Annotated in this window: 13 protein-coding genes and 2 pseudogenes; 12 read left to right on the forward strand and 3 right to left on the reverse strand. The window is 72.8% G+C overall.

Going from position 1 to position 16,735, the window contains the following annotated elements; all coding sequences use genetic code 11:
- The first annotated feature begins 48 nt into the window (after positions 1 to 48).
- Positions 49 to 1,019 (forward strand): annotated as a pseudogene (locus OG413_RS24445) (DUF2510 domain-containing protein).
- A gap of 103 nt (positions 1,020 to 1,122) precedes the next feature.
- Here OG413_RS24445 and OG413_RS24450 read toward each other — a convergent pair.
- Complete coding sequence (locus OG413_RS24450) at positions 1,123 to 2,325, reverse strand: amino acid deaminase/aldolase (protein WP_266808787.1); 1,203 nt, start codon at positions 2,323 to 2,325, stop codon at positions 1,123 to 1,125.
- Positions 2,326 to 3,060: 735 nt separating this feature from the next.
- Between OG413_RS24450 and OG413_RS24455 the strand changes: the two genes are divergently transcribed.
- Both OG413_RS24455 and mycP read left to right on the forward strand, forming a co-directional pair.
- Positions 3,061 to 3,969, forward strand: a complete 909-nt coding sequence (locus tag OG413_RS24455) for a hypothetical protein (protein ID WP_266808788.1) — start codon at positions 3,061 to 3,063, stop codon at positions 3,967 to 3,969.
- Entirely contained in the window at positions 3,966 to 5,150 is a 1,185-nt protein-coding gene (mycP, locus tag OG413_RS24460; RefSeq protein WP_266808790.1) for a type VII secretion-associated serine protease mycosin, read from the forward strand. The genes OG413_RS24455 and mycP overlap by 4 nt, the downstream gene beginning before the upstream one ends.
- On the opposite strand, the pseudogene OG413_RS24465 reads toward mycP, so the two are convergent.
- Positions 5,134 to 6,029: pseudogene (locus tag OG413_RS24465) on the reverse strand (serine hydrolase). The gene mycP and the pseudogene OG413_RS24465 sit on opposite strands and share 17 nt — an antisense overlap.
- A gap of 164 nt (positions 6,030 to 6,193) precedes the next feature.
- Between OG413_RS24465 and OG413_RS24470 the strand changes: the two are divergent.
- Both OG413_RS24470 and OG413_RS24475 read left to right on the forward strand, forming a co-directional pair.
- Positions 6,194 to 6,922, forward strand: coding sequence for an SseB family protein (locus OG413_RS24470; RefSeq protein WP_266808792.1), 729 nt, complete (start codon positions 6,194 to 6,196; stop codon positions 6,920 to 6,922).
- 94 nt (positions 6,923 to 7,016) lie between these two features.
- Positions 7,017 to 7,730 (forward strand): MIP family channel protein, encoded by a 714-nt coding sequence (locus OG413_RS24475; RefSeq protein ID WP_266808794.1) that lies wholly within the window; start codon positions 7,017 to 7,019, stop codon positions 7,728 to 7,730.
- A 101-nt stretch (positions 7,731 to 7,831) separates the two neighbouring features.
- On the opposite strand, the gene OG413_RS24480 is transcribed toward OG413_RS24475, so the two are convergent.
- Positions 7,832 to 8,203, reverse strand: coding sequence for a DUF1844 domain-containing protein (locus OG413_RS24480; RefSeq protein WP_266808795.1), 372 nt, complete (start codon positions 8,201 to 8,203; stop codon positions 7,832 to 7,834).
- 320 nt (positions 8,204 to 8,523) lie between these two features.
- On the opposite strand from OG413_RS24480, the gene infC reads away from it, so the two are divergent.
- The 7 genes from infC (at position 8,524) to pheT (ending at position 16,333) form a co-directional block, all read left to right on the forward strand.
- A complete protein-coding gene (gene infC / locus OG413_RS24485) occupies positions 8,524 to 9,258 on the forward strand; it encodes a translation initiation factor IF-3 (protein WP_266808797.1) in 735 nt (244 codons plus the stop codon).
- A gap of 120 nt (positions 9,259 to 9,378) precedes the next feature.
- Positions 9,379 to 9,573 (forward strand): 50S ribosomal protein L35, encoded by a 195-nt coding sequence (rpmI, locus tag OG413_RS24490; protein WP_266808799.1) that lies wholly within the window; start codon positions 9,379 to 9,381, stop codon positions 9,571 to 9,573.
- A gap of 106 nt (positions 9,574 to 9,679) precedes the next feature.
- Complete coding sequence (rplT, locus tag OG413_RS24495; RefSeq protein ID WP_007457565.1) at positions 9,680 to 10,063, forward strand: 50S ribosomal protein L20; 384 nt, start codon at positions 9,680 to 9,682, stop codon at positions 10,061 to 10,063.
- A gap of 116 nt (positions 10,064 to 10,179) precedes the next feature.
- A complete protein-coding gene (locus tag OG413_RS24500; RefSeq protein ID WP_266808801.1) occupies positions 10,180 to 11,019 on the forward strand; it encodes an RNA methyltransferase in 840 nt (279 codons plus the stop codon).
- Between the two features lie 202 nt (positions 11,020 to 11,221).
- Complete coding sequence (locus OG413_RS24505) at positions 11,222 to 12,481, forward strand: PAS domain-containing sensor histidine kinase (RefSeq protein WP_266808803.1); 1,260 nt, start codon at positions 11,222 to 11,224, stop codon at positions 12,479 to 12,481.
- Between the two features lie 199 nt (positions 12,482 to 12,680).
- On the forward strand, positions 12,681 to 13,820 hold the full coding sequence (pheS, locus tag OG413_RS24510) for a phenylalanine--tRNA ligase subunit alpha (protein WP_266808805.1): 1,140 nt from the start codon (positions 12,681 to 12,683) through the stop codon (positions 13,818 to 13,820).
- Positions 13,820 to 16,333 (forward strand): phenylalanine--tRNA ligase subunit beta, encoded by a 2,514-nt coding sequence (gene pheT / locus OG413_RS24515; RefSeq protein WP_266808807.1) that lies wholly within the window; start codon positions 13,820 to 13,822, stop codon positions 16,331 to 16,333. The genes pheS and pheT overlap by 1 nt, the downstream gene beginning before the upstream one ends.
- The last annotated feature ends 402 nt before the right edge of the window (positions 16,334 to 16,735 follow it).

Consider the following 16,735-nt stretch of genomic DNA (forward strand, 5'->3'; position numbering starts at 1 on the left):
CGCGGCAGCCCCGGGCCCGGACTCTGAACCGGACCCTAAGGTGGGGGCATGAGCTTCGCGACACCGCCCGGCTGGTACCCGGACACGGGTGCGCCCGGCACCGAGCGCTGGTGGGACGGCACGGCCTGGACCGCGCACACCCGCCCGCTCGCTGCCGGGCACCCCGAACCGCGACAGCCGGACACGGCACCGTCGTTCGGGCCGCCCACGCTTCCGCGGCAGCGCACCGGCAGCGGCGTGCCCCGCGGCGGCACGTCCCGCGGCCGGGTCCTGGCGGTCGCGCTGTCCGCACTGGTGGTCGTCGGTGTCGCCGTCACCGGTGTCGTGCTGCTGGGCAGGGACGACGGCGGTACGCGGCCGAGTGCGGATCCCAGCGGCACGGCCCCGTCCCCCACGGCCCCGGCCACCGCCTCCCCGAGCGGCCCCGCCCCCGACGACTCCCGGCCGACGACCCGGCCGTCCTCACCGATCAGCTCAACGGGATCACCCTGCCCGTTCCCGCGGGCTGGGAGAAGCCCGACGGCACCGTCGACGACGTGACCACCATGCGCACCGTCCTCTCCTACCGCTGCCCCGGCGACTCCGGCACGTTCTGCTACCACGGCACGGTCACCACCCGCACCCCGGCCCGTACCGACGCGAGCACCCCCGAGGCGCTGGCCGAGCAGGACATCGGGACCGCCGCCGACAACGCGTACGAGGAGGACATCGTCGGCGACCGCATCCACGGCGGCATCGTGTCGCACAAGGTGCTGAAGTCCGAGTCGGTGAGCGTGGCCGGGCGTACGGGCTACCTGGTGCGCTGGCAGGTCACCACCGGGAAGGGCCCCGGCGGCGTGGTGCAGTCGCTGGCCTTCCCCTCGGCGGCGGGCAGCGAGACACCGGTCCTCGTCCGGTTCGCCTTCGACGCGGGCCGCGAGGAGCTGCCGCTCTCCCTCATGGACACGATCACGCAGGGCATCCGTCCGGTGGGCGACAGCGCGACGAGCGGCGGAGTGGGCAGCTCGGTCGCGCCCTGACACCGCTCGCGCGAACCTCCGGAGCCGCAACGGGGCCGCGCCGGAGTCGTGCCGAATCCCGCTGGAGCAGCCGGGGCCGTACCGGAGGCTGCTGGGCCGTCGGTCAGAGGAAGGTACGGCCCTCGCCCCGGTACGTCGGTACCGTCGCCGTGATCCGGTCGCCCTCGATCAGGTGCAACTCGTCGAACCGCTCGCACAGTTCACCGGCCTTGGCGTGCCGGAACCACACCTTGTCGCCGATCAGGAGATCGTCAGCCGGGGCGCCAAGCAGCGGTGTCTGCACCTCGCCCGCGCCCTCCTGCGGGTCGTAGCGCAACCCCTCCGGCAGATACGGCACGGGCAGCCGGTCCGCACCCGCCGCGCCGGACGCCGGATAACCGCCGCCCAGCACCGTCACCACGCCCACCCCTGGCCTGCGCACCACGGGCTGCGCGAACAGCGCCGCCGGACGGCCGGTGAACGACGTGTAGTTGTCGAACAGCCGCGGAACGTACAGCCCCGACCCGGCCGCGATCTCCGTCACCGCGCGCTCGGCGGCGGTGTGCTGCACGCTGCCCGTACCGCCGCCGTTCACGAATTCCAGGTCCGGCGCCACCGCCCGCACAGCCCGCACGACCTCGGCCCGGCGGGTCGCCAGCTCCTTGCGGGCCGCCGACTGCATCAGCCGGACCGCCCGGGAGCGCAGCGGACGTCCCGCGATCGAGTCGCCGACCCCGGCGACGTGGCCCTCGTACGCCATCAGGCCCACCAGCCGGAATCCCGGCCTGCGGGCCACCGAGCGGGCCAGCTCCGCCAGTTGGACGGGGGAGCGCAGCGGGGAGCGCAGCGCGCCGATCCTGACCCGGCCGCCCAGCAGCCGCAGCGAGGTGTCCAGCTCCAGGCAGACCCGGATCTCCTCACGCCCACCGGCCCGCGCCGCGTCGATCAGCTCCAACTGCGCCTGGTCGTCGACCATCACCGTCACCGCGGCGGCGAGCTTCGGGTCGGCGGCCAGTTCGGCGAACGCGGCGCGGTCGGCCGACGGATAGGCCAGCAGCACGTCCTCGAAACCGGCGCGCGCCAGCCACAGCGACTCCGCCATCGTGAACGACATGATCCCGGCGAACCCGGGACGCGCGAGCACCCGTTCCAGCAGGGCCCGGCAGCGCACCGACTTGCTCGCCACCCGGATCGGCTTCCCCGCGGCCCGGCCGACGAGATCGTCGGCGTTGGCGTCGAAGGCCTCCAGATCGACCACGGCGATCGGGGCGTCGAGATGGGCGGTGGCCCGGTTGTAACGGGTCCGGTCAGCGGCGCGGGCAGTCATGGCCGCAGCTTGCCAGACACCCGTACCGCTGGGTAGGGGGACGATCGGGGCAGATCCCCCGGCCGCGGCGGCCCGTTCCCCTCAGCGGCCCCCCAGCCCGTAGAGTGACGGGCACGCGAAGACCAACGGGCCTGCCTGTGACGCTGATCCGCGGGCGGTACGGAGGACGTGAACCAGGGGGCGGGCCGGATGAGTACCGAAGCGCAGCGCGCTCCCGTGCCGCCCCGCCCGACCACCCCGCCGACGCCCCACCCCACGGGACCGCCCCCCACCGCGCCTACCGCACCCGCGGAGACAACGGCCCCGCCCAAACCGCAGCGGCAGCCGCAGCCGCAACCGATTCGCGCACCGGCCCCGCAGCCGCGGCCGACCGCGCCGAACCACCAGGCCCCTCCCGCGCCGCCCCGCGTCGCACCCGCGCGCCAGACCCCTCCCACGCCCGCCGCGCCGACCCCCGCCGCGCCCCCCGCGCCCACCGGCCAGGCCCCCGCCGCGCCCCCGCGCCCGGCCACCCCCGCCGTGAGCCCGCCCGCCGGACATACCCCCGCCGAGACGACCGCCCGGCTGCGCCCCGTACCGCCATCCGTGCCCGGGACCACCGGCCCGCAGTTCCCGCCGGCCGCGCAGACCCAGCCTCCGTCGGCCACACAGTCGCCGCGGACCCCGCCGCCTCCACCGGCCGCGCACCCCGCCGTGCCGCCGCCTCCCGCGACCCGGCGCAGACCCGTCGGCGCGGTGGACCTCACGCCCCTCCCCGGTACGGCGCCCCGCCCCGGACCGCATTCCGCACCCCCCGGCGCGTACCCCGGCTCCTACCCGGCACCGCACCGCTACGGCTTCCCCGAGACGCCCGTGGAGACCACCACCCGGCTGCGCCCGGTCCGGCCGCGGCACCGGGGCCGGACCACGGCGGCCGCCGCCTGCGTCGTCCTCGGTCTCGGGCTGATCGGCGGCGCGGTCACCGGCACCTGGCTCACCGGCGACTCCTCGGCCGAACCCGGCACCCGCAGCGCGTACACCACGGGCCGGACCGTCTGGCACAGCGTCCCCGTCGACACCCTCTTCCCACGCACCCTCAAGGGCGACGGCGCGGGCCCCGGCGCCGCGGCCCGGGTATGGACGCGGGTCGCGGTCGCCGCCGACAGTGGCTGTGCCGAGGGCCTCGACCCGCTGCTCCTCCGGACGCTCCGCCCGGTCGGCTGCGAGCGCATGGTGCGGGCCACCTACACCGACGCGACGCGGAGCAGCGTCACCACCGTCGGAATGATCTTCACCGAGGCGGCCGAAGAGGGCATGCGCGCGCTCAGCAGCCGCTTCACCGAGCAGCGTCTCGCCGCGCGCAAGGACCTCATGCCGCGCACGTACGCCGCCGAGGGGACGGTCGCCGCCGCGTTCGGCGACGCGCAGCGCGCCAGCTGGACGGTCCACGTACTCACCGAGGTGCCGGTCGTCGTGTTCGCCGTCTCCGGCTTCGCCGACGGGCGTACCGTCGCCGACCCGCAGCCCGCCGCCGCGGCCATGGCCGCCGGTGCGACGACGCCCGCCGCCCAGGCCGGGCTCGGCCACGAGGCGGAGGGCGTGGCCGACCGGGTGGAGCGCGGCCTGCGCAGGACCGTCACCGACCTCACGGAGAAGCCGGAATGAACCGCCGCCGACGCCACCGTGCCCTCGCCGCGGTCTGCGCCGCCACCGTCCTCGCGCTCAGCGCCGCCGTCCCCGCCCACGCGGACGCCATCCGGGACCAGCAGTGGGGCCTGGGGGCCCTGCACACCGACCGGGCCTGGCAGACCACCAAGGGCCGGGGCATCATCGTCGCCGTCCTCGACACCGGGGTCGACAACACCCACCCCGACCTGGCCGGCGGCGTGCTCCCCGGCAAGGACCTCATCGGCTTCGGCGCCGGGCGGGGCGACGCGGCCTGGGCCCTGCACGGCACCGCGATGGCCGGGATCATCGCGGGCCGCGGCAGCGGCACGGGTCGGGGCGACGGCATCCTCGGCATCGCTCCCGAGGCCAGGATCCTCCCGGTCCGGGTGATCCTGGAGTCCAACGACCCCTCCCGCGCCAAGGCCCGCAAGTCCCGCGGCACCGCGCTCGCCGACGGCATCCGCTGGGCCACCGACCACGGCGCCGACGTCATCAACCTCTCCCTCGGCGACGACAGCAAGTCCGCCCACCCCGAACCGGGCGAGGACGCCGCCATCCAGTACGCCCTGGCCAAGGGCGTGTCCGTCATCGCCTCGGCGGGCAACGGGGGCGAGAAGGGGGACCGGGTCTCCTACCCCGCCGCCTACCCCGGCGTCATCGCGGTCGCCGCCGTGGACAAGCACGGCACGCACGCCTCGTTCTCCACCCGCCGCTGGTACGCCACCGTCAGCGCGCCCGGCGTCGACATCGTCGTCGCCAACCCCGACCGCAAGTACTACATCGAGTGGGGCACCTCCGCGGCCTCGGCCTTCGTCTCCGGAGCCGTCGCCCTGGTCCGCGCCGCCCACCCCGGCCTCACGCCCGCCCAGATCAAGAAGCTCCTCGCGGACACCGCCCGCAACGCCCCGGCCAACGGCCGCGACGACGCCCGCGGCTACGGCATCGTCGACCCGGCCGAGGCCATCGAGACGGGGTCCCGGATGCGCCCGGCCGACCTCGGTGCCAAGTCCGCCGTGACCGGATACCGCAAGCAGTACTTCGGCCCGGGACCCACCCCGCCGGACAAGGCCGATGCCCCGGTGAACTGGCCGGCCCCGGCGGCGGGCGGCCTCGGCGCCGTCCTGCTGGCCCTGGCCGTCGTCCTGTGGCGGGGCCGGAAGCTCACCGGGCGTCGCTGACCACCCCGACCGCGGCCTTCGCGACGGACTCCACCAGCGTGATGCCGGCCTCCTTCGTCGGCTGCCCGTCACAGAGCACGGCCACCAGGTAGGAGCGCCCACCGGCCCGTACCCGCCCGATGCTGTTGATGTCCCAGAGCCCCGTCGTGGTGCGCGGCATCCAGCCGTTCTTCAGCGCCCACGCGTCGCCCGCCGCGGAGACCCCCCACCGCTGGTCCGCCTCGACCCGCCCCATCAGCCGCCGCACATAGTCTTGGGACGCCGGGGAGAGGACGGATTCCCAGGCGGATTCCTGCACGGAGTCCCCGTCCCCGTCGAACACCGCCCGCAACAGCCGTACCTGATCCGCCGCGGTGGTCTGTGTCAGCCCCCAGGCCCGCGCGGCCACAGTGCCGGTCAGCCCGAGCCGTACGTTCGCCGCGTCGAGCCCCTCCGCACCCCCGATCACCCGCCAGAGCCTGGTGGCCGAGGCGTTGTCGCTGCGCCCGATCATCGCGGCCGCGTACGTCTGCTCGGTACCGCTCAGCTCACGCCCCTCGTCCTGGGCCCGCAGCAGCAGGGCCGCCAGGATGTCCACCTTGACGATGCTCGCGGTGTCGTACGCCGCCCCGTCCCCGTACACCGCACGCGTCCCACTGCCGGTGTCCAGCACCGCGACCGACAGCCGGGCGTCACCGATCAGGGGCGCGACCACCCCGGCCAGCTCCGCGTCGAGATCCACCTCGGCCTCCTTGCCCCTCGCCGCCGCCGGTCCACGCGAAGCGGGCGGTGGGGCGGACGATACGGAGGCACGGCACCGGGCGGGGTATCCGGCGCGCGACCCACCGGATACGCGCCCCCCGCGGTCGAACAGGCCGGCAGCACCGCGGCCGTCACCACGGCCTTCACCACCGCGGCGGCCGGGGCGGACCGCGCGGACCACCGTGTGGACCGTCGGCGCGCTCCGTGTCGGGACATGGTGCGGACGCCAGGTGCGCCACCTGGCAGCAGCCTGTGCCCGACCTGTCGCCGGGGTGGAAAGACGCAGGGACTACGCTCGTCCCGTGGCGCTCAAGAACATTCCGGACCCCGGTTTCTCCGACGACGACGGCACGGCCGATCCCGCACTGACAGCGGCGCTCGCCGCCTGGTCGACGGACCGTACGGCGGTGGATCCGGTCCTCGAAGCACTTCGGACCGCCCGGCTGCTCGTCCCGGTGGTCGCCGTTCTCGGCGAGGTCGAGGAGGACGAGAACGGGCTGCGCCGCGAGAAGACCAGCGACATGGCGGTCCCCACGCTCCAGGCCGGTGACCGGCGCGCGCTGCCCGCCTTCACCTCGACCGCGTCGCTGGCCCGCTGGGACCCCGAGGCACGCCCCGTCGCCGTACCCCTGCACCAGGCACTCCAGGCCGCCGCGCACGAGAGGGCCGACACGGTGGTGCTGGACCTCGCGGGGCCCGTCGCGTTCGAGCTGACCGGTCCGGCACTGCTGGCGCTGGCCGAGAACCGCACCAGCACGGACCCGCTCCAGGACCCGGCCGTCGTCGCGGCGGTGCGGGACACCGTGGCCGCCGAGCCCGCCGTGATCCGCGCCCACCTCGGGCCGGGCCGGGCCGACGGCACCCTGGCACTCGTCCTCGCCCCGGACGCCGTGCCCGCCGAGGCGGCCCGCCGCCTCGCCGAAGCCCTGTCGGCCAGCGAGGTGCTGCGAGCCAGGCTGGTGCGCGGCCTCGATCTGGCGCTGCTGCCCGCCGGGACGGCCACTCCGGGTGAAGCGCTGTTCACTCGCTGATCGCCTCAACGCGCGCATCTCGCCTCGCACCATGAGAATGAGCGAGAAATCGGATGAAACCGACTGATCGTCCCAGATCTCGCGAGGTGGTTGTATGCAGACGCGGACAGTGGTGTCGGAATTCCTGGGAACGCTGCTGCTGGTCTTCTTCGCCGTCGGATCGGCGGTGCTCGGAGTCGAGTACATCGGAACGGTGGGCATCGCCCTCGCGTTCGGCTTCACGCTGCTCGCGCTCGCCTACGCGCTGGGGCCGATCTCCGGCTGCCATGTGAACCCGGCGGTCACGCTGGGCATGCTGGTGGCCCGCAGGATCGACCCCCGGACGGCCGTCGAGTACTGGGTGGCCCAGTTCCTCGGCGGCATCGTGGGTGCGGCACTGCTCTTCCTGCTGGCCAAGCAGGTTCCGGGGCTGAAGACGAGCGGCGCGTTCGGGAGCAACGGCTACGACGACCGGTCGGCCGTCGGCATCAACCTGGGCGGAGCGTTCCTCGCCGAGGTGGTGCTGACCTTCCTGCTGGTCTTCGTGGTGCTGGCGGTGACCCACAAGGTCGCGGTCATCGGATTCGACGGGCTGCCCATCGGGCTGTCCCTCGCGGCGATCCACCTGGTGGGCATCCCGCTGACCGGCACCTCGGTCAACCCGGCCCGCTCGCTCGGTCCGGCCCTGTTCGCGGGCGGCGCGGCTCTCTCCCAGCTGTGGCTGTTCATCGTGGCGCCGCTGGTCGGCGGCGTGATCGCGGCGTTCGCGCACCGGCTGACCCATCCGGTGCCGGCCCTGGAGCCCGCCCGGCTCGACGGGACGGCCTGAACCCGGCGCGCACACCCGGCCCCGGGGCTCCGACCGAAAGCGCGAGCCCGCCACCAGTGACACTGGCGGCGGGCTCGCGCGGTGGGTGCGGGGGAGGGCGGTCAGCCGTAGACCGGGCCGGTGTACTTCTCGCCGGGGCCCTGGCCGGGCTCGTCCGGTACGAGGGACGCCTCGCGGAACGCCAGCTGGAGCGACTTCAGGCCGTCCCGCAGCGGAGAGGCGTGGAAGGTGCTGATCTCCGTGGTGCTCGCGTCCAGCAGTCCGGCGAGCGCCTGGACCAGCTTGCGGGCCTCGTCCAGGTCCTTGTGCTCCTCGCCCTCCTCGGTCAGGCCGAGCTTGACGGCGGCCGCGCTCATCAGGTTGACGGCGACCGTCACGATCACCTCGACCGCGGGGACCTCCGCGATGTCGCGGGCCATGTCGTCGAAGCCGGGGGAACCGGGGGAATCGGTGCTGGGGGTCGCGTCGCTCATGTCCCACACGATAAGGCCAGGCCCGTACGCCACTGTCCTCGGGAGCCCGTCGCGCGCACCGGTCGGCACCACTCCGGGGAAGCTGCTAACCTTGTGTAACGACCGGCCGGACATCTATGTGCCCGGCCCACAAGTGGAGGCTCCGATCTCCCACCTGGCTGTCCCTTGAGGACGGCGGGTCACCGGTCAGGTGGCGACCATCGTTCCGTACGGACGATGGAGCCGCCCGATACGCCCCGCGGTAGATCGCGGCGGTGTTCCGGTAGTTCCAGGAGCCCCGCCTGTGTCCCGTCCGGGGCATTTTTGCCGTTCCGGCTCGGTTGGTCTCACGAAACAGACGTTACGCGGCTGTCCGCCAGGCGGTCGCGTGGTGCTACCGAGGAGGATCCATCAGCGCCGAGCCCCGCATCAACGACCGGATTCGCGTTCCCGAGGTGCGACTTGTCGGTCCCAGCGGCGAGCAGGTCGGGATTGTTCCGCTTGCCAAGGCCCTGGAGCTCGCACAGGAGTACGACCTCGACCTGGTCGAGGTGGCGGCGACCGCCCGTCCGCCCGTGTGCAAGCTCATGGACTACGGGAAGTTCAAGTACGAGTCGGCCATGAAGGCCCGTGAGGCGCGCAAGAACCAGGCGCACACGGTCATCAAGGAGATGAAGCTCCGGCCGAAGATCGACCCGCACGACTATGACACCAAGAAGGGTCACGTCGTCCGGTTCCTCAAGCAGGGCGACAAGGTCAAGATCACGATCATGTTCCGTGGTCGTGAGCAGTCCCGCCCCGAGCTGGGCTTCCGACTGCTCCAGCGTCTCGCTTCGGATGTCGAGGACCTCGGTTTCATCGAGTCCAACCCGAAGCAGGACGGCCGGAACATGATCATGGTTCTGGGCCCGCACAAGAAGAAGACCGAAGCCATGGCCGAGGCCCGTGAGGCCCAGGCCGCCCGCAAGGCGGAGCGTCAGGGCTATGCGCCCGACGGCGAGTCCGAGGGTGATGAGGCTGCCGAGGCTCCGGCCGCGGCCGCCGAGGCTCCGACCGAGACACCTTCCGAGGCGTGATCCTCGGGGGCTGCCATCCAGGCGCCCCCGGGTCCCCGCGGAATCCCATAGAGATCTGACGCCCCTGCAGTCCGGTGCCCGCACCGTGAGGGGCGCCACTGACGAGGAGAGAACGGCGCGATGCCGAAGAACAAGACGCACAGCGGTGCCAGCAAGCGCTTCAAGATCACCGGCTCCGGCAAGGTGCTCCGAGAGAGGGCCGGCAAGCGCCACCTGCTCGAGCACAAGTCGTCCAAGAAGACCCGCTCGCTGACCGGCACGGTCGTCGTGGCTCCGGCCGACGTCAAGAAGATCAAGAAGCTTCTCGGCAAGTGAGGCTCGGCCCCCGGTGAATCCGGGGGCACGACCTCGATCACACCGGGACCAATTCGTTTCCGGGCCGTGTGAGGACCACCACGGCCCCGCTACAAGGAGTTAACAAGTGGCACGCGTCAAGCGGGCAGTCAACGCCCACAAGAAGCGCCGGGCAATTCTCGAGGCCGCCAAGGGTTACCGCGGTCAGCGCTCGCGCCTGTACCGCAAGGCCAAGGAGCAGGTCACCCACTCCCTGGTCTACAACTACAACGACCGCAAGAAGCGCAAGGGCGACTTCCGTCAGCTGTGGATCCAGCGCATCAACGCCGCTGCCCGCCAGAACGGCATGACGTACAACCGCCTCATCCAGGGTCTGAAGGCCGCCAACATCGAGGTGGACCGCAAGATCCTGGCCGAGCTCGCGGTCAACGACGCCAACGCGTTCGCCGCCCTCGTCGAGGTTGCCCAGAAGGCCCTCCCGAGCGACGTCAACGCCCCGAAGGCCGCCTGATCCAGGCCGCTCTTCCAGGTAATCGAGCCGGACCCGCAGGCGCACGCCGTCTGCGGGTCCGGTGCGTTGCGCCACCTGATCCCCACCTCCGTACGCAGAGAGGCTCGCCGCCGACCATGGGCACCCCCGAACTGATCTCCCCGCGATCGCCGCGCGTCACCGCCGCCCGGCGGCTGGCCAAGCGAAACTTCCGCGGCAAGGAGCGCCGGTTCATCGCCGAGGGGCCGCAGGCCGTGCGCGAGGCCGCCGGGCACCGGGGCGGCGACGGCGAGCCGACGCTCATCGAGCTGTTCGCCACCGTCGAGGCCGCCGAGCGGTACGGCGACATCGTCGACGCCGCCCACGCGGCGGGCGCCCGGGTGCAGCTGGCCGACAGCGAGGTACTGGCCGATGTGTCGCAGACCGTCACCCCGCAGGGCCTGATCGGCGTCTGCCGCTTCCTGGACTCGCCGTTCGAGGAGGTCCTCGCCTCGAAGCCCACGCTGGTGGCCGTGCTCGCCAACGTACGGGACCCCGGGAACGCCGGTACGGTGCTGCGCTGCGCGGACGCGGCGGGTGCCGACGCCGTCGTGCTCACCGATGCCTCGGTGGACCTTTACAACCCCAAGTCCGTGCGGGCGTCGGTCGGTTCGCTGTTCCATCTGCCGGTCGTCGTCGGAGTCCCCGTCGAGCAGGCCGTGCGGGGACTGCGGGACGCCGGGGTGCGTATCCTCGCCGCCGACGGCGCCGGTGCCGACGACCTCGACGACGAGCTGGACGCGGGCACCATGGGCGGGCCCACCGCCTGGGTCTTCGGCAACGAGGCATGGGGCCTGCCCGAGGAGACCCGTGCGCTGGCCGACGCCGTGGTCCGCGTCCCCATCCACGGCAAGGCGGAGAGCCTCAATCTCGCGACGGCCGCGGCCGTCTGCCTGTACGCCTCCGCGCGGGCGCAGCGCCCGCGCCGTACCGCCTGATCCACCGCGGCCGGCGTCCGCGGCGGCACGCCGCGGACGCGCGGCGCCACCGGTCACCGACTGATACCGGCCACCGCGTGAGCCGTCCCACCGGCGCACCGGCGCAGTGCGCCCCCGCAGGGTGTCGCTCGTTCCCCGACGACTAGTAGGGTGACGAACTCGGGGGCCCACTGCACCGGTTCGAGAGGTGGGGTACGGGAATATGGCTGTCGGCATGAGCGGTCCGCGTCAGGCGCACACGGCCGTCGTACGCACTACCGCGGACCGGGACGGTACGGGTCCGGACATCATGGACCCGGGCGGGAACAGCGCCGACCGGGAGCTCACGGGAACCGGCCGGCACCTCAGGGAAACCGGCCGGGACCTCAGGGAAACGACCGGCCGGGAATCCGCCGGTGACGTCGGTATCGGCATCGACGCGGACGACCTTCCCGACGGCCTCGTCATCGCCGACGCGAGCGGCCGCGTCATCTGCTTCAACTCCGCCGCCGCCCGGATCACCGCTACTCCGCGCGCCGCGGCACTCGGCCGTTCCCTGGAGCAGGTGCTCCCCCTGGAGGACCTCAAGGGGCAGCGCTGGTGGACCCTGACCGACCCGTACGGCGGTCTCGCCACCCGCGTCGGGCAGCCCGAGCGCAACCTCCTGCTGCCCGGCGCCCGCGAGGTCCTGGTCTCCGCACGGTACGTACGCGAGCGGCCGACCGGGCCGGTGCGCCGCGTCGTGGTCTCGCTGCGCGGCACCGAGGCCAGGCGGCGTACCGAACGCAGCCACGCCGAGCTGATCGCCACCGTCGCCCATGAGCTGCGCTCCCCGCTGACCTCGGTCAAGGGCTTCACCGCGACGCTCCTGGCCAAGTGGGAGCGCTTCACCGACGACCAGAAGCGGCTGATGCTGGAGACCGTCGACGCCGACGCGGGCCGCGTCACCCGGCTCATCGCCGAACTGCTCGACATCTCCCGGATCGACTCCGGCCGCCTGGAGCTGCGCCGTCAGCCGGTCGACATCTCCGCCGCCGTCGAACGCCACGTCCAGGCCCTCACCGCGAACGGGCAGGAGCCCGACCGCTTCCTCGTCCGTACCCGGCAGCCGCTGCCCGACCTGTGGGCCGACCCCGACAAGGTCGACCAGGTGCTCGGCAATCTGCTCGAAAACGCGGTGCGGCACGGTGAGGGAACCGTCACTATTGACATCGCCCCCGCACCCGCGCCGGCGAAGAGCGACGAAACAGGAACGGCAGTCACCGTGAGCGACGAAGGCCCCGGCATCCCCGAGGAGTCGATGGGACGCGTCTTCACCCGCTTCTGGCGGGGGAGCAAGCGCGGCGGGACCGGTCTGGGCCTGTATATCGTCAAGGGAATCGTCGAGGCCCACGGCGGCACGATCACCGTCGACCGGGGACCCGGCGGCGGCGCCGAATTCCGATTTATTCTGCCCGTGAGCGCGCCGGCCTACTTGAACTGAGAGGGTCCGCGGAGCGATCGGGCAGCGTGTCGGTGGGTGACGGGCGGGCCCTGAGCCGCCCACGGCCCCCTCCACCCACTGCGGCGCTTAGACTCGACCTTTGGCACCTTTGTGTCCTCCAGGCGTCGAGCGGGGCCACGGGGGTCCGGGGGTATCCCCCGGTAAGAGCAGTATCAGCCAATCGGAAGCACGGGAAGAGATGTCGGCACCGAACAAGTCGTACGACCCAGTCGAGGTCGAGGCACTGAAACCGGAAGAGATCGAGCGCATGCGGGACGAGGCGTTCGCCGCCTTCGCCGCCGCGGGCGACCTCGACGCGCTCGCCCAGGCGAAGACCGCGCACACCGGAGGTACCTCGCCGCTGTCCCTCGCCAACCGGGAGATCGGCGCTCTGCCGCCGCAGGCCAAGGCCGAGGCGGGCAAGCGCGTGGGCCAGGCCCGCGGCGCCGTCTCCAAGGCCCTCGCCGCCCGTCAGGCGGAGCTGGAGGCCGAGCGGGACGCCCGGGTACTGGTCGAGGAGGCGGTGGATGTCACCCTGCCCTACGACCGCACCCCGGCAGGAGCCCGCCACCCCCTCACGACCATCATGGAGCGCGTCGCGGACGTCTTCGTGGCCATGGGCTACGAGATCGCGGAGGGCCCCGAGGTCGAGGCGGAGTGGTTCAACTTCGACGCCCTGAACTTCGTGCCCGACCACCCGGCCCGGCAGACGCAGGACACCTTCTTCGTCCAGGGCACCACGCCCGACGGCAGGACGACCACGGGCGACGAGTCCGGCGTCGTGCTGCGCACGCACACCTCGCCGGTCCAGGCCCGCTCCCTGCTGGAGCGCAAGCCGCCCGTCTACGTGGTCTGCCCGGGACGGGTCTACCGCACCGACGAGCTCGACGCCACGCACACCCCGGTCTTCCACCAGATCGAGCTGCTCGCCGTCGACGAGGGCCTCACCATGGCCGACCTCAAGGGCACCCTCGACCACATGGTCCAGGCGCTCTTCGGGCCGGACATGAAGACCAGGCTGCGGCCGAACTTCTTCCCGTTCACCGAGCCGTCCGCCGAGATGGACATGGTCTGCTACGTCTGCCGCGGCGAGTCCGTCGGCAACCCGGACCGCCCCTGCCGCACCTGCGGCAGCGAGGGCTGGATCGAGCTCGGCGGCTGCGGCATGGTCAACCCCAAGGTGCTCATCGCCTGCGGCGTCGACCCCAAGAAGTACAGCGGATTCGCCTTCGGGTTCGGCATCGAACGGATGCTGATGTTCCGCCACAACGTCGAAGACATGCGAGACATGGTCGAGGGTGACGTCCGGTTCACCCGGCCGTTCGGGATGGAGATCTGATGCGCGTCCCGCTTTCCTGGCTGCGGGAGTACGTCGACCTGCCGGCGACGGAGACCGGCCGTGACGTACAGGCCAAGCTCGTCGCCGTCGGTCTCGAGGTCGAGACCGTCGAGCAGATCGGCGCCGGGCTCAAGGGCCCCCTGGTCGTCGGACAGGTCCTGACCATCGAGGAGCTGGAGGGCTTCAAGAAGCCCATCCGCTTCTGCACGGTCGACGTCGGCACCGCCAACGGCACCGGTGAGCCGCAGGAGATCGTCTGCGGCGCACGTAACTTCTCCGTCGGCGACAAGGTCGTCGTGGTCCTGCCCGGCGCCGTCCTGCCCGGCGACTTCGCGATCGCCGCACGCAAGACGTACGGCCGGACCTCGCACGGCATGATCTGCTCCACCGACGAGCTCGGCATGGGCGACGACGGCACCCACGGCATCATCGTGCTGCCGCCGGAGCACGAGGTCGGCACCGACGCGATCGAGCTGCTCCAGCTCGTCGACGAGGTCCTCGACATCGCCGTCACGCCTGACCGGGGCTACTGCCTGTCCATGCGCGGCGTCGCCCGCGAGGCGGCCATCGCCTACGGGCTGCCGCTGCGCGACCCGGCCCTCCTCGACGTGCCCGCGCCGAACGCGTACGGCTACCCGGTCAAGGTGGCCGACCCGATCGGCTGCGACCGCTTCACCGCGCGCACCGTCACCGGCCTCCAGCCCGAGGCACGCTCCCCGATCTGGATGCAGCGCCGTCTGCAGAAGGCCGGGATGCGTCCGATCTCGCTGGCCGTCGACATCACGAACTACGTGATGCTGGAGCTCGGCCAGCCGCTGCACGCCTACGACCGCACCCGTGTCGACGGGCCGATCGGGGTGCGCCGCGCCCAGCAGGGCGAGAAGCTCACCACGCTCGACGGCACCGTGCGCGTGCTGGACGCCGAGGACCTGGTCATCACCGACAACCGCGGGCCGATCGGCCTCGCCGGTGTCATGGGCGGTGCCAACACGGAGATCGCCGACGCCCGGAACGGCGAGACGCTCACCACCGAGGTCGTCATCGAGGCCGCGCACTTCGACGCGATCGCGATCGCCCGGACCGCGCGCCGCCACCGGCTGTCCTCCGAGGCGTCCAAGCGCTTCGAGCGCGGCGTCGACCCGCAGGCCGCCGCCGCTGCCGCGCAGCGCACCGTCGATCTGCTGGTCCTCCTCGCGGGCGGCACCGCCGAGGCGGGCGTCACCGAGATCAGCGCACCCTCCGCGCCCCGCACCATCGCGATGCCCGCCGACCACCCCGACCGGGTCGCCGGTATGGAGTACGGCCGCGAGACCGTCGTACGCCGCCTCCAGCAGGTCGGCTGCGACGTCTACGGGCAGGACGAGCTGATCGTCACGGTGCCGTCCTGGCGCTCCGACCTCGGCGAGCCGAACGACCTGGCCGAAGAGGTCATCCGGCTGGAGGGTTACGAGAACCTCCCGTCCACGCTGCCGACGCCGCCGTCCGGCCGCGGTCTCACCGACCGCCAGCGGCTGCACCGCCGCATCGGCCGGGTACTGGCCGGAGCGGGCTACGTCGAGGCGCTGAGCTACCCGTTCATCGGCGACGCGGTCCTGGACCGGCTCGGCCTGGACAAGGACGACGCCCGCCGCCGTACGGTCAAGCTCGTCAACCCGCTCTCCGACGAGGAGCCGGCGCTGCGCACCACACTGCTGCCGGGCCTCCTCGGCGCACTGCGGCGCAACGACGGCCGCGGCAGTCACGATCTCGCGCTCTTCGAGACCGGACTCGTCTTCCGGCCGACCGGCCATGAGACACAGGCCGTACGGCTGCCCGTCGACCGGCGCCCCTCCGCCGAGGAGATCGCCGGACTCGACGCGGCGCTGCCGCGCCAGCCGCGCCGCGCCGCGGTCGTCCTCGCGGGCGCCCGCGAGCAGGCCGGCTGGTGGGGCAAGGGCCGCCCCGCCGACTGGGCGGACTCCATCGAGGCCGCCCGGACGATCGCCCGTGAGGCGGGCGTCGAGCTGACCGTCCGCGCCGACCGGCACGAGCCGTGGCACCCGGGCCGCTGCGCCGCGCTGTTCGTCACGGTGAACGGCGAGGAGACCCTCTTCGGTCACGCGGGCGAACTGCACCCGCGGGTCATCAAGGAGCTCCACCTGCCCGAGCGGACCTGCGCCATGGAGGTCGAGCTCGACGTCCTGGAGCAGGCCGTCGACGGCGCGCTCCAGGCACCCCGGATCTCCACCTTCCCGGTGGCGACCCAGGACGTCGCGCTGATCGTCGCCGAGGACGTGCCCGCCGCCGAGGTGGAGCGGTCCCTGCGCGCGGGCGCGGGTGAACTCCTCGAATCGCTGCGACTGTTCGACGTGTTCACCGGCGACCAGATCGGCGAGGGCCGCAAGTCCCTGGCGTACGCGCTGCGGTTCCGTGCCGCGGACCGCACGCTGACCGTCGAGGAGGCGTCGGCCGCCCGCGACAGCGCGGTCGCACTGGCCGCCGAGCGCACCGGCGCGGTGCTGCGCGGCGCGTAGCACCAGGCACCCGGCACATCAGGGAGGGGCGTATCCGGTCACCGGATACGCCCCTCCTCATGTCCCGCCGAACGGCGGAGGGACCGCACGCGGACCCGGAGGCGGAACCGGGAGGAAATCGGTCCCGGACTCCGTTCCGCAGCCACCCTCCTCTTCGTTGGGCAGTGGGTCGTGCGATCCGGCACCGTCCGCCCTGCCTCGGAGCGTCGGGCAGGCCGGCAGGGCGGACGGCGCGGGTGCGGGTCGTCGTCTGTACGAGGGGGAGCCGACGACCCGGCCGCCTCTTGCGAGACGGCCCAGTCAACCGATACGCGAACCGGCGCGACAGGGTGCACAGCAGGATGGTTCGGGCATTCCGTTCACACCCCGTGTGAATCGTGCTCCACTAGGGCTGTCCCGACG

Source organism: Streptomyces sp. NBC_01433 (assembly GCF_026340105.1).
Taxonomy (GTDB): Bacteria; Actinomycetota; Actinomycetes; order Streptomycetales; family Streptomycetaceae; genus Streptomyces.